Raw genomic sequence first — 18576 nt, 5'->3', positions numbered from 1 at the left:
CCTGGGGCACAACGGGTTGACCCGTCCTGCCCGCCATGCGAGGCTTCCGGTGATTCGATCACCTGGGGGGTAATCGCATGGCTCGATCCATGTCCTTTGTCGCGCGCGCGTTCGCCGCGACCACCGTACTGGCGGCACTCACCTCCGGCACCGCGCTGGCCGCGGCGCCGCCGGCGCCCGCCGCACAGCAGAACGTCATCACCAACGAGGCCAAGATCAAGGCCGCCAGGCTGGCCGGCTTCGCGGAGAGCGAGTTCAGCCGCCTGCTGGTCTTCAGCGACCGCAACTTCGTTTACGAGCTGTGGCGGCGCGCCGCGGACAACGAGAAGGCGGCCAACGTCCGGCAGGCGGCCCTGCTCGCCTACCAGACCAACACGCCCGAGGCGCTGGCGCAGTTCGTCAACACCGGCATCCACCAGGCGCACGAACAGGATCTGGCCGCCGAGGCCGCGCGCCAGGCCGAGCGGGCGCTGCGGATCAAGGCCGCGGCCGTGATCGGCGTGACGCCCACCGAGTCCATGCTGCTGGTGGACCGCAAGAACTTCCTCTTCCGCCTCTGGGAGGCCTGCCCGAAGGAGTTCACCGAGGTCAGGGAGGCCGCGCTGGTGGCCTACCGGGGCAGTGCCGAGCAGGAGCAGGAGTTCCTGACCACCGGCGTCGTCGCGGCCAAGCAGGCCGCCGACGAGCGGATCGCCAAGGAGGCCAAGGAGAAGGAGGAGGCCGAGAAGGAGCGGCTGCGTGTGCGCGAGGCCAGGACCAAGGCGCTGGCCGTGATCAACGTGCCGGCGACCGAGGCGCTGCTGGGGATGCCGGAGCGCAGCTTCGTGTTCGAGGTCTACCAGGCCGCGCCCCAGCTCAGCCAGGTCGCGGGTGCGGCGCTTGAGGCGCTGCACAGCGAGGAACCCGGCGCGCTGCGGCACTACGTCTTCACCGGCATCCACCAGGCGCACGCCAAGGACCTCGCCGAGGCCGCGGCCAAGCAGGACCAGGCCAACCAGCGCAAGATCCTGGAAATGGTCACCCACGCGGAGAACACCGGCGTCAGCCCACTGCTGGTCACGGCGGGCAAGGAGGCACTGGCCGCGGGTCCCGCCGAGCGGGCGGCCTTCCTCGCCAGGGACCGCGCGCCGCTGCTGCGCCAGTCCTTCCACGCCACCTCGCCGGGCCTGTCCGGCTCGCCGTTCCTGCGGCACTTCAACGGTGTCGCCTCGATCAGCCCGATCACCGGCGAACTGGACCGCCAGGACGCCACCTGGATGCTGGTGCCCGGCCTGGCCGACCCGGACTGCTACTCGATCGAGTCGGTGAACTTCCGGGGCAGCTTCCTGCGGCACCGCGACTTCCGGATCAGCCTGGCGGGCAACGACAACACCGAACTGTTCGCCAAGGACGCCACCTTCTGCGCCCGCAAGGGCCGCACCGGCGCAGACGTCTCCTTCGAGTCGGTCAACCTGCCCGGCCGCTTCCTGCGGCACAGCGACGGCGGGATCTACCTGGCCGACAACAGCAACCGCTTCCCCTTCGACAACCCGCACCTCTTCGCCGAGGACGCCACCTGGCAGGTCACCCCGCCGTGGGTGAGCTGACCTGAACCGGCGCGCACCGGGGGCCACTCCCCCGGTGCGTCCCCGGTCACCATTCCCTTACCCCACAACAACTCCCACCCCGCCCAAGGCACCCAGCGGAAAGTTCCCACCGCCCCACCCCAGGCCACACTTCACCCACCCGGGTCCGCCCGCCCAGCATCCCCGCCACCCCATCCCCTTGCCCCGCAACACAATCCCCCACCACCCGGCCACACCCCCACCCGCCCCCGGCACGCGCAGTGACCAGCCCCCACCTCCCTCTCTGTGCCACCCCGGCACACCCACACACCTTTCAGCGATTCCCCCGCTCCACCCCACCCCCCACACCCCACCCCCCAATAGATTCACCCCCATGCCCACCCAACCCCCCACCATCCGCTCCCGCGCCCTCGGCGCCGAGCTGCGCCGCAAGCGCGAACAGGCCGGGTACACCGGCATGGACCTCGCCCGCCGCACCGGCTGGTCGCACAGCAAGATCTCCCGCCTGGAAACCGGCGACCGCGGCACCACCGTCGCCGACGTGGCCTACGTGCTCGGCTTCTACGGCGCCAGCGACACCGAGACCACCCGCCTGCTCGACCTGCTGCGCGACGCCCCGGACGGCGTCTGGGCCTGCCCCCGCCCGCGCACCTCGCAGGAGAACCAGGCCAGCTCGATCCAGACCTTCGCCCCGGTGCTGATCCCGCCCCTGCTACGCACCGACGACTACGCCAGGGCACTGGGCCGCCTGCCGGAACGACCATCCCCGCTCCGCCGGGCCCACCCGCCGACCACCCTGTTCCACCTGGACGAATCCGCGCTGCGCCGCACCGTCGGCACGCCCTCGGTGCTGCCCGAGCAGCTGCTGCACCTGGTCTTCCTGAGCAACTGGAAGCACGTGGAGATCCGGGTGGTGCCGCTGTCCGCCGGCGTCTGCCCCGGCCTGGGCGGCCCCTTCTCCCTGCTGCACTACGGCGACGACCGCCCGGTCGTGCACCTGCCCCAGGAAACCCAGGACCTGTACCTGGAATCCCCCGCCGACCTGGCCACCTATCGCCGCATCCTGACCGACCTGGACGGGATCTCGTTGTCCCGCACCAGGTCCCGCGAACTCATCGCCGATCTCGCGCACGCCCTGAGCTGACCGGTCCGCCCGGCTCCTTCCCCGAGCCCGCGGCCGTCCGCGCCACCAGCAGATAGTCCGCCGGGTCGAACGCGCCCACCCGCCGAGTCAGCTCGCCGGTCGACCACGGCCAGGAGAAACTGTTGCGCCCGTTGGCATCCAGGTAGTAGCTGGCACAGCCACCCGCGTTGTACACCGTGCGTGCCAGGGCCCGCTGCGCGGCCGCGTTGAACCGCTGCTGCGCCTCCGGCCGCACCGACAGCGCGGGCCAGTCTTGCTCGGCCAGCAACCGCACCGCGGCCAGCACGTGGCTCAGCTGGGCCTCGATGATCGCGAACGCCGAGGAGTGCCCGGTGCCCAGATTGGGGCCCAGCAACAGGAACAGGTTCGGGAACCCGGCCACCGAGGTGCCCAGGTACGCCTGCGGACTGCCCCGCCAGACCTGGGCCAGGCTGCGGCCCCGCCCGTCGAAAACCCGGTCGGCCACCGGCATGTCGGTGATGTGGAAGCCGGTGCCGAAGATGATCGCGTCCACCTCGGTGCGCCCGCCGTCCGCACCGACCACCACGCTGCCCTCGATCCGGCTCAGCTCGGTCGCCCGCACCTCGACATTGGGCCGGGTGAGTGCCTGGTAGTAGCTGTTGGACAGCAGCAATCGCTTGCAGCCCAACGTGTAGTCCGGGGTCAGTGCGGCCCGCAATCGCGGCTCCGGCACCGTGGCACGCAGGTGCAGCCGCCCGAGCTGCTGCACCAGCCGCAGCACCCAGGGATGCCGGAAGCCCACGCCCAGCGCCTCCAGCCCGGCGTACTCGGCCGCCCGCAACGCCCGCTGGGTGCGCGGGAAGTTCCGCAGCAGCCAGCGTTCCAGCCGCGGCACATAGTGGTCCGGTTTGGGCAGCACCCACTGCGCGGTCCGCTGGAACAGGTGCAGCTCGGCGACCTCCGGCGCGATCCTGGGCACGAACTGCACCGCCGAGGCCCCGCTGCCCACCACCGCGACCCGCTTGCCGCGCAGGTCGTAGTCGTGGTTCCAGCGCGCCGAATGGAAGGTCTCGCCGGGAAAGTCGGCCAGGCCCGGGATGTCCGGCACCTTGGGCTCATGCCACGGCCCGGCCCCGGCGATGAGCACCCGCGCGGTGTAGCGCCCGTCGGTGGTCTCCAGCACCCACCGCTCGCCGTCCCAGCGCGCGGCCAGGACCTCCACCCCGAACCGCAGGTGCCCGGTCACCCGGTAGCGGTGCGCGATGTGCTCCAGGTAGTCCCTGATCTCCGGCTGGGTGGCGAAGGCGCGGGTCCACTCCGGGTTGGGCGCGAAGGAGTAGGAGTACAGCGCCGAGGGCACATCGCAGGCGCAGCCCGGGTAGGTGTTGTCCCGCCAGGTGCCGCCCAGCTCCGCCGCCTTCTCCAGCACCACGAAGTCGGTGAGACCCATTCCGCGCAGCTTGACCGCCGCACCGATTCCCGACGCCCCGGCGCCCACCACGAGCACCGGGAAATCCCTGGTCAGCCGGTTCGTCATCAGCGACACCCCGTTCCGGATACCGACGGTTTCCGGAGACTAGCAGTATTTATGCCGCCTTGGCGGGTGCCGGCGCGCTGGGTGTCCGCCGCCCGACGATGGCCGGGGCCTCCTGGCGGAGAGCCAGCGCCCTAGGCTGTCCGGGTGCCCCGATTGAGCCGCGCCGAAAGCCAGGCCCGCACCCGGGAGCTGCTGGTCGACACCGCGCGGGAACTGTTCTTGCGCGACGGCTACCACGCCACCTCGCTGGAGAAGGTCGCCGAGGCGGCCGGGTTCTCCAAGGGCGCGGTGTACTCGAACTTCCGCAACAAGGACGAGCTGTGCCTGGCGGTGCTGGACGCGCTGCACGTGGCCGAGGCAGCGCAGATCGTGGCCGCCTTCCAGTCCAGCGCGGACAGCGAGCAGCGGCTGGCCGCCTTCGACGCCTGGGCCCAGCGCATGCTCGGCGACACCGGCTGGACGCTGCTGGAGGTGGAGTTCGCGGTGCAGGCCCGGCGTGATCCGGAACTGGGCGGGCAACTGGCCCGGCGGGCCCGCGGCCTGCACCGGGCCATCGCCGCGCTGATCGAGCAGCAGAGCGCGGAACTCGGCCTGCGGCCCGCGCTGTCCGCGGAGGTGCTCGCGCCCGCCCTGCTCAGCCTGGGCATCGGCCTGGGCATGCAGCGCGCGCTGGACCCCACGCTGCCGGCCTCGGTGCTCACCGACACCATCCGCGCCCTGCTCCAGCGCGACTGAGCACCACCCGTTCGAGGGAAGCCGGAAAAAAGTCCGGAAGATCGGCAACCACCCGCGCGGCCCATGCGTGTCACAAGTGTCAGCGCTGCGTTTTCCTGCCCCGGGGGTGGACCATGACCAATCTCGCGGAGTCCGTCACAGCACACACGGACCTCGCTCAGTTGCGACTCCTGCACGCGCACGGCTATCGCGCGTTGCGGCTCGGGATGAGCGAGGCGGACGCGCTCGACACCGGACTGCTCAGCACCGACGACACCAGCGGGGTGTGCCGCTTCTACCGCTTCACCGCCGCCGAGGGCAGCCAGCCCAAGACCAGCGGCGTGTTCATCTCGCCGACCAACGGCGTGGTCATGATCGGCGGCACCTCGAAGATGCTGACCCCGCAAGGCATCTGGCGCGGCAGCGAACTCGCCGACCTGCGCGATGCCTACCCGGTGCTGCGCCGCGACCGGCTGTGCGACTGGATCTACCGCGCCGCCGCCCCCGGCAACCCGCGCGCGCACTACTGGTTCACCGTGGACGGCGGCCGGGTCACCGACTTCGGGCTACAGGCCAGCGAGCTGTAGGCGGTCGGGGAAAGAAACTTCCCGGACCGGACGCAACCCGCGGGGAGGGCGGGACGTCTTGAGGGTGGATTCGGCGCGGGAGAGCGCCGGAATCATCGTCAAACTGTTGGGGGAAAACAACATGAGTGCTCTGGTGTACAAGCACGTCCCGGTTGTCGCGGCCGCCGCGGCGGTCCTGCTGCTGGGCGGCGCCACCGCCGCGGCCGCCGCCCCGGCCGAACTGCCCTACCTCGGCCCGACCGGCTACAAGACCCTGAAGCTGGACATGACCGAGGCGCAGGCGGTGGCCACCGGCCTGCTCACCGACAAGCAGTGGATGAGTGGCTGCTTCACCTACCGCTTCCGGTCCAGTGAGGGCACGGGATCCGAGTACGGCGACGTGCTGATCGGCATGAACGGCAAGGTGCACTCCATCGACGCGACCTCGCGGATGCTCACCCGCGAGGGGGTCTGGCGGAACATGCACCTCAACGACGTCAAGGCGGTCTACCCGAAGCTCGCCCAGGACCCGCAGCAGCCCTTCCTGTACCGGACCCCGGTGCCTGGCAACAGCCGCGCGAACTACACCTTCATTGTGAACAACAACCAGGACATCGCGACCGATTTCTCGCTGCAGAACAACGAAGACCCCGGCTGCGGAGCCTGACCGGGTACTGGGGAACTACGAAAACCGTTGGGGGAAAAGAAAATGAACAAGCTCGTCGGCAAGTTCGCGCCGGTACTGGCGCTGACCGCGGCGGTCACCGTCCTGGGCGGCGCCACCGCCTCGGCCGCACCCGCCGAACTGCCCTACCTCGGCCCGGACGGCTACAAGAGCCTGAAGCTGGGCATGTCGGAGGCCGATGCCCTGGCCACCGGTCTGCTCACCGAGCAGGAGACCATCGGGAGCTGCGTCAGCTACCGGTTCGTCACCGGTGAGGGGAGCATGCCCGCCTACAGCGGCGTGCTCTTCGACGAGAACCGCAAGCTGAACTCGATCGGCGCCACCTCGCGGATGCTCACCCGCGAGGGCGCCTGGCCGAACATGCGCATCAGCGACGTCAAGGTGATCTACCCGCAGCTCACCCAGGACCCGGACCAGCCCTACCTGCACAAGACCCCGGTCCCGGGCAATGCCGGCGCGAAGTACCACTTCGTGCTGGATGAGCACGACGTCGCGTACACCTTCTCGCTCACCAGCACCCGCGACGCCGCCTGCGGGGCCTGAGCGAGAACCGCGGCTCGGTCTAGGGGCGCCGGAGCAGGGCCAGCGCCTCCGGGATCGAGTCGACCACCGGGCGGCCGGTGACCTCCAGCTTGCGCCGGTTCATCACACCCGTGGTGACCAGCACGCAGGAGGCGCCGGCCGCTTCGGCGGCATCGGAATCGTCGACCACGTCGCCGATCAGCACCACCTCGGCCGGATCGAGTTCCTGCGCCGCCAGGTGTGCCACCAGGTGCCCGGACTTGGAGCCGCCACCGGTGTCCACCCGCAGCCCGTCCACCCTGGCGAAAAGGTCCAGCAGCCCGAACTCGGTGACCAGCGGGATGAGTTCGTGGTGGAACCACATGGACAGCAGCGACTGGGTGCCGCCGGTCGCGGCCCAGTCGTGCAGCGCAACCGGCACCCCGGCGGCCAGCGCGCAGGTGTCCAGCACCGACCGGTATGCCTCGTGGTAGGTCTTGTCCAGCCGGATCCAGTCCTCGGCGGTCAACTCGCGGTCCAGCAACCGCGAATAGCAGTCGACCAGCGGCCGGGAGAAGGTGTCCCGCCAGGCGTCCATGGTGATCGAGGGCCTGCCGAAACCGGCGCAGACCTGGTTCACCGAGTCGAGCACCGCCTGGTTGTCATCCAGCAGGGTGCCGTTCCAGTCCCAGACAACGTGCGTGGCGCGGAGTGTGCGGTCCCGTGTCATCACGGCCGGATACTAAGCCGCCGGACCGACAACGCCCGCCCGATTATCCGGCCACCCGGGCTGACCAGCCCCGCCCGCCGCGCCGCGCCGCGGCCAACCCGGCCTGCTCAGCCGGCCGCCAGCCGGAATACCCGGCGGGCGTTGCCGCCCAGGAACAGTTGCCGCGCCTGCTCGTCCAGCCCCAGCTCGTCGAGCCGGGCCAGCGCCCGGCCCGCACTGAGCATCGGCCAGTTCGTGCCGAACATCACCCGGTCCCGGCCCCGCCCGCGCAGGAAGTCCACCAGTTCCGCGGGCAGCCGGTGCAGCACATAGGCCGAGGTGTCCACGTAGAAGTTGGGGTACTTGGTGGCCAGCGAGAGCACCTCGTGGATCCACGGGTAGCCGACGTGCCCGCCGATCACGGTCAGCTCCGGGAAGTCGAGCAGCACCTCGTCCAGGTACGGGATCGGCCGGCCAGGTTCGGACGGACACAGCGGTCCGGTGTGCCCGATCTGGGTGCAGAACGGCACGCCCAGCTCCACGCAGGCCACATAGACCGGGTAGTAGCGCCGATCGTTCGGCGGCAGGTTCCACAACCACGGCACCACCCGCACCCCGACGAAGCCCAATTCGTTGACACAGCGGCGAATCTCGCGCACCGCGCCCATCGGATCGGCCAGATCCACCGTGGCCACGCCGCGGAAGCGGTCCGGGTGCGCGGCGACCACCGCGGCCACCTCGTCGTTGGAGATCAGCGAGCCGGTCGGTCCGTGCCAGCCCGCGAGCAGCGCGAGGGACACCCCGGCCTCGTCCATGGCGGCCAGGTTCTGCTCGACGGTGGGTGTCTCCCGGGAGATGCCGGTCCAGCGCAGCAGGGTGTCCAGCCAGGGCGCGGCCATGAAGCGGTCGGTGGGTTGCTGGGCCCAGACGTCGACGATGTCCATGCCGGGCACGATAGGGCGGCGCTGGGCATGATGGGGGCATGGATCTCACCGAGGCACGCCGGATCGTCCGGGAACAACCGCGCGCGGTGCTGGCCACCACCCGCACCGACGGCAGCCCGCAGATGTCGCCGGTGCTGGCCGGGGTGGCCGAGGACGGCGCGATCCTGATCAGCAGCCGGGCCACCGCGTTCAAGGTGAAGAACCTGCGCCGCGATCCGCGGATCTGGCTGTGCGTGCTGCCGGATGCCTTCTTCGGCCGGTGGATCCAGATCGAGGGCACGGCCACCGTCGTCGACCTGCCCGAAGCCATGCCCGGCTTGGAGGACTACTACCGCCGCGTCACCGGCGAGCACCCGGACTGGGCGGAGTACCGGGCCACGATGGAGTCCGAGCGGCGGGTGCTGATCCGCGTCGAACTGACCAGGGCCGGCCCGGACCGCAGTGGCTGACCTGATCACCGAACTCGGCGCCCGCTACGGCCGGGACTGGACCCCGGTCACCGTGGGCGAGTCCGGCGCCCGGGTCTGGCGGACCGCGGAGCACTACCTCAAGATCGCCCTCACCCCACCGCACCCCGACCCGGCCGCCGCCCCCGCCGCCGAGGCCGCCCGCTGCGGCTGGCTGGCCGCCCAGGGTTTCCCCGCCCCGGAGGTGGTCGAGCACGGCGACCGCGACGGCTTCTCCTGGCTGGTCACCACCGCCCTGCCCGGCCGCCCGATCAGCGATCCCTGGCCTGCCCACCAGGCCGCGGGCGTGGTCGACGCGCTGGCCGGCCTGGCCCGCGCCCTGCACGCCCTGCCGGTGGCCGGCTGCCCGTTCGACCGCGGCCTGGCCGTCACCGTCCCGCTGGCCAAGGCCGCCGCCGCGGCGGACCTGATCGACCTGACCCACCTGGCCGCCGAGTACGCGGGCTGGTCCACCGCGGACCTGGTCGCCGAACTCGACCGCACCCGCCCGGACAGCGAGGAATCCGTGGTGTGCCACGGCGACCTGTGCACCCCGAACGTCCTGCTGGACCCGGATTCCCTGGCCGTCACCGGCGTGCTGGACCTAGGCCGCCTCGGCCGCGCCGACCGGCACCTGGATCTGGCCCTGGCCACCAGGAGCCTGGCCCGCGCGAACCTGGACCCGGCCCGCTTCCTGTCCCGCTACGGCCACCCCGAACCGGACCCCGCCCGGATCCGCTTCCACCGCTTGCTGGACGAGTTCTTCTGACCCGTCACTCCACCGGCACGATCCGCGCCACCAGCGCCGAGACCAGTTCAGCGGCCGCGAACGGCCGCATCGCCTCGGGCAGCGTCAGGTGCTCGACCACCAGCCCGGTCATCGCCAGGTACAGCAACGCCACCGTCTCCGCCCCACCCGGCAGCCCACTGTCCACATGGAACCGCACGTAGGAGTCGAAGTTGGCCTGCATCGTCTCGGTCATCGCCGCTCGCAACTCCGGCCGCCGGGTCGCCTCCAACCGCAGTTCCTGCAACGCCAGGTACCCGGCCGGATCCCGGTTCATCCGGTCCAGCAACTGGTGCATCAGCGTGTCCACCAGCTCCCGCGAGCGCGGCGCCCGCATGGTGTCCACCAGCGTCTCCGGATCCGGCGCCAACCGCAGGTGCACCTGCCCACCCACCTGGTGCAGCAAATCATCCCGATTGGCGAAGTAGTTCGACGCGGTCCCCTTGGGCACCCCCGCTGCCACATCCACCGCCCGGAACGTCAGCCCCCGGGCCCCCTCCCGGGCCAGCACCTCGATCGCCGCATCCACCAGCGCCGCCCGCCGAGCCAGGTTCTGAACCACCAGCCACCTCCCCCGTCAACCACTACAAGCATAGTACTCAGGCGGGCAAGGACTCGCGACGAGCGGTGTCCAGGCGGTGACCCGGTGTGCTCAGGAAGCGTCCAGTCGGGCGAGCAGGGTCTTGGGGGCCACGGCGCGGAAAGCGTCCTCGACGAGTTCGCCGATCTCGGCCCAGTCCAGGCCGGGAACATCCAGGTAGACGCCGAGCCAGCCCCGGTGCCCGACGTAGGGCGGCCGGAAGTAGCGCTCGGGCGCCTCGGCAATAAGGGCTTCCTGGGCGCCGGGCGGGGCCGCGCACCAGAAGGCGAGGCGGGTGTCGTGGTGCTGGTTGGCGTAGGTGACGAAGGTTTTCTTGCCACGGATGAACCAGGTCGGCTCGCCGTGACTGAGGCGTTCGGTGGTGTCGGGGAGGGCGAGGCAGAGGGCCCGGAGAGCGGAGAGCGGGTCCGGTGGGTCTGACGGCGGCAGCGGCACGGGGCGACTCCGGTGGCGCGAGTGGGGCGGGCGGTTCCGGTGGAGCCGGTGCCGCCGGTCAGCCGGACAGCTCTGGCAAAACCAGCGAAGCCAGCGGGCCGGGCGACCCCGGCGGAGGAGCGCTGAGCCGGGTGAGTTCGACGGAACCGGCCCCGCCGACGGCGCCCGGGGGGTTGGGGTCAGTCCGGGGGGTTGTCCAGGAGGTCGGCGTCCAGGTTGGCTTCGCGGAGTTCTTCGCGGACCACGCGGAAGGCCAGGCCCTCGGAGTAGCCCTTGCGGGCCAGCATGCCGACCAGGCGGCGGATGCGGGTTTGTTCGTCGGCGGACTGGAGGCTGCCGCCGCGGAGGCGTTTGCGCACCAGTTCCCTGGCGCGGTCCTCCTCGGCGGCCGGGTCCACGGCGGCCACCGCTTCGGCCGCCACCTCATCGGCCACGCCCTTGCGGCGCAGTTCCATGCTCAGCGCGCGCTTGGCCATGCCCTGGTAGGAGTGCCGGGACCGGACCCAGACCTCGGCGAAGGCGGCGTCGTCGATCAGGCCCACCTCGTCCAGGCGGGCCAGCACGCCCTCAGCGACCTCCGGGTCCACTCCCTTGCGGGTCAGGCTCTGCGCCAGCTCCGACTTGGTGCGGGGGCGGGCGGTGAGCAGCCGCAGACAGATGTCCCTGGCGTGCGCCACAGGATCCTGCGGCTGCGGCTGCTCCGGCTTGCGCTGTCCGAAGCCCACGATCAGAAGTCGACCGGGGCCGGGGCGGGCGCGCTGTCGTCGGCGTCCAGCTTGGCGCCGATGCCCATCTTCTCCTTGATCCGCTTCTCGATCTCGTTGGCCACGTCCGGGTTCTCCCGCATGAACTTGCGGGCGTTCTCCTTGCCCTGGCCCAGCTGATCGCCCTCGTAGGTGTACCAAGCACCGGACTTGCGCACGATGCCCTGCTCCACACCCACGTCGATCAGCGAGCCCTCGCGGCTGATGCCGATGCCGTAGATGATGTCGAACTCGGCCTGCTTGAACGGCGGCGCGACCTTGTTCTTGACCACCTTGACCCTGGTCCGGTTGCCGACAGCGTCGCCGCTGTCCTTGAGGGTCTCGATCCGGCGCACGTCCAGGCGCACCGAGGCGTAGAACTTCAGCGCCTTGCCACCGGTGGTGGTCTCCGGGCTGCCGAACATGACGCCGACCTTCTCCCGGAGCTGGTTGATGAAGATCGCGGTGGTGCCGGAGTTGTGCAGCGCGCCGGTGATCTTCCGCAGCGCCTGGCTCATCAGCCGGGCCTGCAGACCGACGTGGCTGTCGCCCATCTCGCCCTCGATCTCGGCGCGGGGCACCAGCGCGGCCACCGAGTCGATCACCAGCACGTCCAGCGCGCCGGAGCGGATCAGCATGTCCGCGATCTCCAGGGCCTGCTCACCGGTGTCCGGCTGGGAGACCAGCAGCGCGTCGGTGTCCACCCCGAGCGCCTTGGCGTAGTCGGGGTCGAGCGCGTGCTCGGCGTCGATGAAGGCGGCGATGCCGCCGTTCTTCTGCGCGTTGGCCACCGCGTGCAGGGCGACCGTGGTCTTACCGGAGGACTCCGGACCGTAGATCTCCACGACCCGGCCACGCGGCAGGCCGCCGATGCCCAGGGCCACGTCCAGCGCGATGGATCCGGTCGGGATGACCTCGATCGGCGGACGCCCCTCCTCGCCGAGGCGCATCACCGAGCCCTTGCCGAACTGCTTGTCGATCTGGGCCAGCGCCAGTTCGAGGGCCTTGTCTCTGTCGGGTGCTGCGGGTGGCATCGCGTTGTCCGCCTTCTGTTCCGGGCTGGTCTCTGGGGTCGCGCTCACGCTAGCGGGCAGGACCGACAATCCGCCGGGAGGCACTTGCCGTCTGTGGATAACCGGCCCGATGTGGACAACAGGGTAACCGAACAGGTGTTCGATCCCGAAACCGACACGCCCTCTGCTACGGTGCCGCGCCCCGAGAGGGTTTCGGCGCGCGGACGACGTTGCTTGAGGGGTCAGCGCTGCTTGCGGGGCGGGCCGGCGAACTCAGAGCCAGCCGTGCCGGATGGCCTGCACGCCGGCCTGGAACCGGGTCTGCGCGCCGCACCGGTCCATCAGCTGGCGCACCCGCCGCTGCGCGGTCCGCGGCGCCATGCCCAGCTGCCGCGCGATGCTCTCGTCGGTCAGTCCGGCGGCCAGCAGCGCGAGCAGCTGCGGGTCCACCTCGGGCGCCGCTTCGGCCGCGGCCACGCCGGTGAACGGGATGCTCCGGTCCCAGTACAGCTCGAAGGTGGAGTGCAGCACGTCCAGCAGCGGGGACGGCCGGATCACCAGCACGCTGTCGATGCCGGTCGCGCCGACCACCGGCAGCACCGCGCCGCGCCGGTCCACCAGGCCCAGCTTGAACGGCAGGTCCGGGGTCACCCTGGCCTTCTCCCCGCCGGCGACCAGCGCGAGCACCTCTTCCAGCCGCCCCGGCAGCTCGAAACTGGACCTTTCGTAGACCACTCGCCAGCTGACGTCGCGTTTGCTGCTGTCGCTTTCCAGTCCGATGAACTCCTCGGAATGGGATAGGTAAGGAGGTTTGTCCAAAACCCGGACCTCCTCCCGCGCACTGAGCAACAGGGCCCGCCACTGGGACAACGCGGCGTCCGCGCCCTTCACCACCTCGACAATGGACTCGTCCTCCGGACAACCGTTGCCGGACTGCCGGTAGATCTCCATCAGCCGGGCCGTCTCCGCCCTGGCGCGGCGGTGCTCGCTCTCCCGGTCGGCGATGAGCAGCTCCAGCGCGAGATCGGGCGGGACCGCGCACCAGCGGGCCGTCGCGCCGGCCACCCTGCGCACCAGCCCGCGTACCTCCAGCTCGCCGAGCACCTCGGTCAACCTGCGCGGATCGCGTTCCGACCCGGCCATGGCCAACTCGGCGGCGGTGCTCGTGCCGCCACGCAGCAGCAACTCGTAGACCGCCGACTCACCCGCGCTCACGCCGAGGTTCTCGAACACCCGTCCCCTCCCGCCTGTTCCGCACAGTGTGACTCCCGGAAAGCGAAAAGGCACTCTCGCCGCTCTTTGCCGGAATTACCAGTATTCAAGTGATTATCCGACCGAGCGGCCAACAGGTCGGCAATCCGTTAGACCATTCGCCGCAGGTCCTGAACGCATAGTAGTCGGGTGATGGCGAATGCGTGATCGCGTAATGGCGTGAACACGGTGCTGACGTAAAACAGCCGCGGACAACGCTGTGCCTGCGGTCACACCAATGCCTACCTTCGCAAGTCCCCTGCTTTGGAAGGAAAACCCCTGTGAACCGTGTGTTCCGCACGGCGCTGGCCGCAGCGTCCGTGCCCGCCGCCCTGGCCAGCAGCATCATGCTGCTGCCCCTGTCCGCCCAGGCCGCACCCGCCGGAACCCAGCCCGGCCAGCCGGTGACCGAGCGCCCGTTCGAGCGGCTGATCGTCGGCTACCAGTCCAGCTCGCTGGAGTCCTCCTCCGACGACGCCGCCGCCAGCGACACCCGCGGCAAGGCCGAGCGGGTCGGCAAGAACCTGAAGCTGGACCGCCGCCTGTCCACCGGCGCGGCAGTGGTCGACCTCGGTGGCAAGAACACCAAGGCCGACGCCGCCCGCACCATCGAGGAGTTCCGGGCCGACCCCAAGGTCGCCTACGTCGAACCCGACCTGATGATGCAGCCGCTGGCCGGGCCGGATGACACCGAGTACAACCGGCAGTGGGACCTGTTCGAGGCCACCGCTGGCATGAACGTGCCCGGCGCCTGGGACTCCACCACCGGCACCGGCGTGACCGTCGCGGTGATCGACACCGGCTACGTCGCGCACTCCGACCTGGCGGGCAACATCGTCTCCGGCTACGACTTCGTCGCCGACTCCGCCCGCGCCAGGGACGGCAACGGCCGCGACAACAACCCGGCCGACGAGGGCGACTGGGTCAAGCGCGGCGAGTGCGGCACCGACGCCGCCGGGCAGCCGGTGCCGGCCAAGGACACCGACTCCAGCTGGCACGGCACGCACGTGGCCGGCACCATCGCCGCCTCCACCAACAACGCCAAGGGCATCGCGGGCATCGCCTACAACGCCAAGATCCAGCCGATCCGGGTGCTGGCCAAGTGCGGCGGCGCGACCTCCGACATCGCCGACGCGATCACCTGGGCCTCCGGTGGCACCGTCTCCGGCGTCCCGGCCAACCCGACCCCGGCCAAGGTCATCAACATGAGCCTGGGCGGCAAGTCCAGCTGCTCCAGCACCTACCAGAACGCGATCAACTCGGCGGTCGGCCGGGGCACCACGGTGGTCGTGGCCGCGGGCAACAGCAACGACGACGTGGCCGGCTACACCCCGGCCAGCTGCGGCAACGTGGTCTCGGTGGCCGCGAGCAGCCGTGAGGGCAACCGGACCTGGTACTCCAACTACGGCGCCAAGGTCGACGTGGCCGCCCCCGGTGGCGAGACCCGTCGGGCGAATGACACCCCGGGCACCATCACCACCCCGGAGAACGGCATCTGGTCCACGCTGAACAACGGCGCGACCACCCCCGGCGCGGAGAACTACGAGCCGTACCAGGGCACCAGCATGGCCGCCCCGCACATCGCCGGCCTGGCCGCGCTGATGCTGGGCAAGGACAAGACGCTGTCCCCGGCCACGGTCGAGCAGCTGATCAAGGACAACGCCCGCCCGCTGCCCGGCACCTGCACCGGCGGCTGTGGCTCGGGCCTGGCCGACGCCGCCAAGACGGTGGCCGCGATCGGCGGCACCACCCCGCCGCCCGCCGGGACCTTCAGCAACGCCGAGGACGTCGCGATCCCCGACCGCGGCACCGCGGTGACCTCCTCGATCACCGTCGCCGGCCGCACCGGCAACGCGTCCAGCGCGCTCAAGGTCGCGGTGGACATCAAGCACACCTACCGCGGCGACCTGGTGGTCGACCTGCTCGCCCCGGACGGCACCGGGTACCCGCTCAAGGCGTCCTCCTCGGGCGACTCGGCGGCGAACGTGCTGGCCACCTACACCGTCAACGCCTCCAGCGAGGTCGCCAACGGTGTCTGGAAGCTGCGGGTGCGGGATGTCGCGACCTACGACACCGGCAAGATCGACTCCTGGAGCCTGACCTTCTGATCCGCTGAGTCACCGACCCACTGGATGAAGTAGTGCGCTGACCCGCCCGGTCCCTGTTCCGGGCGGGTCAGCGACGTTCCGGGGGCACGTCCAGGTCCTCGCACACCGCGCGCCACACCTGCTTGGGCGAGATCCCCGCGTCCAGGGCCTGGTCCGCGGTCAGTCCGCCGAGTGCGGAGAAGACGTGGTCCCTGGCCAGCATCTCCGCGCGCACCTCGCCGAACTCCTCGGCCATCAGACTGCGGAACACCGTGTTTCTCATTGCCAACCAGCCTACGGCGCGACCCCGGTACGCTCGGCGCGTGCTCGACTTCGGCGACGACCCGACCGGTCTGTCCTCCCCGCTCGCGACGATCATCATCATCGCCGCGCTCATCGGCGCGATCGTGATCAACCTGCGGTACCTGCGCAACAAGCGCAAGCGCGACGACGAGGACTAAGCGGGCTGCAACGCGCGCAACGCGCAGATCACCAGCAGCGGCAACGCGGCGAAGCCCACCAGCAGGCCCAGCGCCGCGTAGGACCCGGCGGTCACCAGCACCCCGGCCAGCACGCCGCCGCCCGCGCCGCCCAGGTTCATCAGCAGGTCGGACAGGCCCTGGACATTGGGCCGCTCGGCCAGCGGCACCGACTCGGTGAGCAGTGCCGAACCCGAGACCACCCCCGCTGACCAGCCGAAACCCAGCAGGATCAGTGCCAGCGCGAGCTGTGGCGCGTCCCCGCTGTCCGAGGTGCCCGCGATCCCGGCCGCGGCCACCACCAGCGCCGCGCCCAGGCCCAGCACCGGCACCCGGCCATGCCGGTCGGCCAGCCAGCCGAACAGCGGACTGGCCGCGTACATGGCGGCCGCGTGCAGGCTGATCACCACGCCGACCACGGCCAGTGAGTGGCCGCCGTGGTCCAGGTGCACCGGGGTCATCGACATCAGCCCGACCATGGCGGCGTGGCAGAGCACGATCCCGGCCAGCGCCAGCCGGGTCTGCCCGCGCAGCTGCCGCCAGGCCGCGGCCCGGCGTTGCCGGGAGGGCACGGTCAGCACGCCGCCGTGCATCGGACACCCCGCGTCACCGGCCGTTTCCCTGGCCAGCACGAGTGGATCGGGGCGCAGTCCCAGTCCGGCGACCAGCGCGGCGGCCAGGAACACCAGCATCGTCACCAGGTAGGCGCCCGCCGCCTCGGGCAGGCCGAGTCCACCCGCCGCCTGACCGGCCGGACCGGCCAGGTTGGGGCCGACCACCACCCCGGCGGTGCTGGCCCACACCACCACGGACAGCGCCCGCGCCCGGCGGTGCGGGGCGGCCAGGTCGGTGGCGGCATAGCGGGCGGCCAGTCCGGCCATCGACCCGCCGCCGAAGAGAATCAGCGCGCCGAGCAGCAGCGGCCAGCTGCGCACGGCCAGCGCCAGCACCGCGAGTCCGGCGCCGAGCGCGCCGATCCCGTAGCCCAGCACCAGCGCGGGCCGCCTGCCCCGCCGGTCGGCCAGGCTCGCGGCGGGCACCGCGAGCAGCGCCGAGCCCAGGGTGGGCGCGGTCGCGGCGAGTCCGCCCACCGCGGCGCTGCCGGAGAGCGCCGCCGCGGCCAGCGCGCTCACCGCCACCCCCGCGGCCACCCCGCCGGTGCCGAGCACCTGGGTGGCCGTGAGCACCCCGAGCACCCGGCGCTGCACCGCGGGCGCCGGAGCGCTCACCCGTCGCCGTCCAGCCGGAGCGACCGGCCGATGATCTCCTTCATGATCTCGTTGGTGCCGCCGTAGATCGCCTGGACCCGCCCGTCCAGGAAGTACTTGGAGATCGGGTACTCCCGCATGTAGCCGTAGCCGCCGTGCAGCTGCAGGCAGCGGTCGGCCACCTTGCGGTCGATGTCGGTGGCCCACAACTTGGCCATGGCCGCGTCCTCCGCGGTGAGCTTCCCGGCGACCAGGTCGAGCACGCACCGGTCCACGAAGGTCTGGGTGACCCAGTACTGCGTCTCCATCTCGGCCAGCTCGAACCGGGTGTTCTGGAACGCGCCGATGGAGCGGCCGAAGGCCTTGCGCTCGCGCACGTACCGCTCGGTCAGGTCCAGCATCGCGCGCACCGCCGCGGCCGAGCCGACCGCCATGGACAGCCGTTCCTGCGGCAGGAAGCGCATCAGGTGGTAGAAGCCGCGGTTCTGCTCGCCGATCAGGTTGGCCGCGGGCACCCGCACCTCGTCGAAGAACAACTCGGCGGTGTCCTGGGCCTTCTGCCCGATCTTGTCCAGGTTCCGCCCGCGCTCGAACCCCGGCATGCCGCGTTCCACCGCGAGCAGGCTCAGGCCCTTGCTGCCGGTGGCCTCCGGATCGGTGCGGGCGACCACGATGACCAGGTCGGACAGGATGCCGTTGGTGATGAAGATCTTGGACCCGGACAGCACCCAGTCCGAGCCGTCCCGGCGGGCGTAGGTGCGGATGCCCTGCAGGTCAGAGCCCGCGCCCGGCTCGCTCATGGCGATCGCGGTGATCAGCTTGCCCGCGCAGAAGTCCGGCAGCCAGCGTTGCCGCTGCTCCGGCGTGGTCAGCTCGCGCAGGTACGGCCCGACGATGTCGTTGTGCAGCCCGAAGCCCAGCCCGGTGGCCCCGGCCCGGACGATCTCCTCGTCCTGCACCGCGTAGAAGCGGTAGTCGGACTCGCCCCCGCCGCCGTGCTCCACCGGCATGTCGATGCCGAGCAGACCGAGCTTGCCCGCCTCCTCCCAGACCTCGCGCGCGACGATGCCGTCCCGTTCCCACTGCTCGTGGTGGGGCAGCACCGACCTGGTGAGGAACTCCCGCACCGTCGCCCGCAACGCCTCGTGCTCGGCCTCGTACAGCTGACGCTCCATGCCTTCGATCGTGGCATGCGGCCCA

General features: G+C 71.0%; 21 protein-coding genes. 10 read left to right on the top strand and 11 right to left on the bottom strand.

Annotation, left to right across the window (positions count from 1 at the left end; genetic code table 11):
• Positions 1-77 precede the first annotated feature (77 nt).
• Positions 78-1586: an AbfB domain-containing protein gene (locus MZC64_RS20385; RefSeq protein ID WP_247758773.1), complete on the top strand. Its 1509-nt coding sequence runs from the start codon at positions 78-80 to the stop codon at positions 1584-1586.
• A gap of 352 nt (positions 1587-1938) precedes the next feature.
• Complete coding sequence (locus tag MZC64_RS20380; RefSeq protein WP_247758774.1) at positions 1939-2709, top strand: helix-turn-helix transcriptional regulator; 771 nt, start codon at positions 1939-1941, stop codon at positions 2707-2709.
• Here the strand turns inward: MZC64_RS20380 and MZC64_RS20375 are convergent.
• Positions 2678-4207, bottom strand: coding sequence for an NAD(P)/FAD-dependent oxidoreductase (locus tag MZC64_RS20375; RefSeq protein WP_247758775.1), 1530 nt, complete (start codon positions 4205-4207; stop codon positions 2678-2680). The genes MZC64_RS20380 and MZC64_RS20375 overlap by 32 nt on opposite strands.
• 144 nt (positions 4208-4351) lie before the next feature.
• Between MZC64_RS20375 and MZC64_RS20370 the strand changes: the two genes are divergently transcribed.
• From MZC64_RS20370 to MZC64_RS20355, 4 genes are all read left to right on the top strand, one after another.
• Entirely contained in the window at positions 4352-4942 is a 591-nt protein-coding gene (locus tag MZC64_RS20370; protein WP_247758776.1) for a TetR/AcrR family transcriptional regulator, read from the top strand.
• A 113-nt stretch (positions 4943-5055) separates the two neighbouring features.
• Positions 5056-5508: a hypothetical protein gene (locus MZC64_RS20365; RefSeq protein WP_247758777.1), complete on the top strand. Its 453-nt coding sequence runs from the start codon at positions 5056-5058 to the stop codon at positions 5506-5508.
• Between the two features lie 121 nt (positions 5509-5629).
• Positions 5630-6154, top strand: coding sequence for a hypothetical protein (locus MZC64_RS20360; protein ID WP_247758778.1), 525 nt, complete (start codon positions 5630-5632; stop codon positions 6152-6154).
• Between the two features lie 42 nt (positions 6155-6196).
• Positions 6197-6715, top strand: coding sequence for a hypothetical protein (locus tag MZC64_RS20355; RefSeq protein ID WP_247758779.1), 519 nt, complete (start codon positions 6197-6199; stop codon positions 6713-6715).
• A 19-nt stretch (positions 6716-6734) separates the two neighbouring features.
• Here MZC64_RS20355 and MZC64_RS20350 read toward each other — a convergent pair whose 3' ends face one another.
• Positions 6735-7403, bottom strand: coding sequence for an HAD family hydrolase (locus tag MZC64_RS20350; protein WP_247758906.1), 669 nt, complete (start codon positions 7401-7403; stop codon positions 6735-6737).
• A 107-nt stretch (positions 7404-7510) separates the two neighbouring features.
• Positions 7511-8326: an amidohydrolase family protein gene (locus MZC64_RS20345; RefSeq protein WP_247758780.1), complete on the bottom strand. Its 816-nt coding sequence runs from the start codon at positions 8324-8326 to the stop codon at positions 7511-7513.
• Positions 8327-8364: 38 nt separating this feature from the next.
• Here MZC64_RS20345 and MZC64_RS20340 point away from each other — a divergent pair, with 38 nt between their 5' ends.
• Both MZC64_RS20340 and MZC64_RS20335 read left to right on the top strand, forming a co-directional pair.
• The gene (locus MZC64_RS20340) at positions 8365-8775 is read left to right on the top strand and encodes a PPOX class F420-dependent oxidoreductase (protein ID WP_247758781.1); all 411 of its coding nucleotides are present in this window, start codon (positions 8365-8367) and stop codon (positions 8773-8775) included.
• Positions 8768-9541 (top strand): APH(3') family aminoglycoside O-phosphotransferase, encoded by a 774-nt coding sequence (locus MZC64_RS20335; RefSeq protein WP_247758782.1) that lies wholly within the window; start codon positions 8768-8770, stop codon positions 9539-9541. The genes MZC64_RS20340 and MZC64_RS20335 overlap by 8 nt, the downstream gene beginning before the upstream one ends.
• 4 nt (positions 9542-9545) lie before the next feature.
• On the opposite strand, the gene MZC64_RS20330 is transcribed toward MZC64_RS20335, so the two are convergent.
• The 5 genes from MZC64_RS20330 to MZC64_RS20310 all read right to left on the bottom strand — a co-directional run bounded on the left by MZC64_RS20330 (position 9546) and on the right by MZC64_RS20310 (position 13584).
• Positions 9546-10121: a TetR family transcriptional regulator gene (locus MZC64_RS20330; RefSeq protein ID WP_247758783.1), complete on the bottom strand. Its 576-nt coding sequence runs from the start codon at positions 10119-10121 to the stop codon at positions 9546-9548.
• Positions 10122-10211: 90 nt separating this feature from the next.
• Positions 10212-10595, bottom strand: a complete 384-nt coding sequence (locus MZC64_RS20325; RefSeq protein ID WP_247758784.1) for an MmcQ/YjbR family DNA-binding protein — start codon at positions 10593-10595, stop codon at positions 10212-10214.
• Between the two features lie 179 nt (positions 10596-10774).
• Complete coding sequence (gene recX, locus MZC64_RS20320; protein ID WP_247758785.1) at positions 10775-11320, bottom strand: recombination regulator RecX; 546 nt, start codon at positions 11318-11320, stop codon at positions 10775-10777.
• A gap of 2 nt (positions 11321-11322) precedes the next feature.
• Positions 11323-12372 (bottom strand): recombinase RecA, encoded by a 1050-nt coding sequence (recA, locus tag MZC64_RS20315; protein ID WP_247758907.1) that lies wholly within the window; start codon positions 12370-12372, stop codon positions 11323-11325.
• Between the two features lie 252 nt (positions 12373-12624).
• Positions 12625-13584: a helix-turn-helix domain-containing protein gene (locus MZC64_RS20310; protein ID WP_247758786.1), complete on the bottom strand. Its 960-nt coding sequence runs from the start codon at positions 13582-13584 to the stop codon at positions 12625-12627.
• Between the two features lie 299 nt (positions 13585-13883).
• Between MZC64_RS20310 and MZC64_RS20305 the strand changes: the two genes are divergently transcribed.
• Positions 13884-15710 carry a S8 family serine peptidase gene (locus tag MZC64_RS20305; protein ID WP_247758787.1) on the top strand — a complete coding sequence of 609 codons (1827 nt, stop codon included), beginning with the start codon at positions 13884-13886 and terminating at the stop codon, positions 15708-15710.
• A gap of 67 nt (positions 15711-15777) precedes the next feature.
• Here MZC64_RS20305 and MZC64_RS20300 read toward each other — a convergent pair whose 3' ends face one another.
• The gene (locus MZC64_RS20300; RefSeq protein ID WP_185002527.1) at positions 15778-15972 is read right to left on the bottom strand and encodes a DUF3046 domain-containing protein; all 195 of its coding nucleotides are present in this window, start codon (positions 15970-15972) and stop codon (positions 15778-15780) included.
• 40 nt (positions 15973-16012) lie between these two features.
• Here MZC64_RS20300 and MZC64_RS20295 point away from each other — a divergent pair, with 40 nt between their 5' ends.
• Positions 16013-16150 (top strand): hypothetical protein, encoded by a 138-nt coding sequence (locus MZC64_RS20295; protein ID WP_247758788.1) that lies wholly within the window; start codon positions 16013-16015, stop codon positions 16148-16150.
• Here the strand turns inward: MZC64_RS20295 and MZC64_RS48745 are convergent.
• The gene (locus tag MZC64_RS48745) at positions 16147-17397 is read right to left on the bottom strand and encodes an MFS transporter (protein WP_247758789.1); all 1251 of its coding nucleotides are present in this window, start codon (positions 17395-17397) and stop codon (positions 16147-16149) included. The genes MZC64_RS20295 and MZC64_RS48745 overlap by 4 nt on opposite strands.
• The gene (locus MZC64_RS20285; RefSeq protein ID WP_247758790.1) at positions 17394-18551 is read right to left on the bottom strand and encodes an acyl-CoA dehydrogenase family protein; all 1158 of its coding nucleotides are present in this window, start codon (positions 18549-18551) and stop codon (positions 17394-17396) included. The genes MZC64_RS48745 and MZC64_RS20285 overlap by 4 nt, the downstream gene beginning before the upstream one ends.
• Positions 18552-18576: the final 25 nt, after the last annotated feature.

This window comes from Crossiella sp. S99.2, assembly GCF_023094165.1.
Lineage (GTDB): Bacteria > Actinomycetota > Actinomycetes > Mycobacteriales > Pseudonocardiaceae > Crossiella.
The sequence above is the reverse complement of the archived record's forward strand: the minus strand, read 5'-3'. Positions and strand labels throughout refer to the sequence as shown.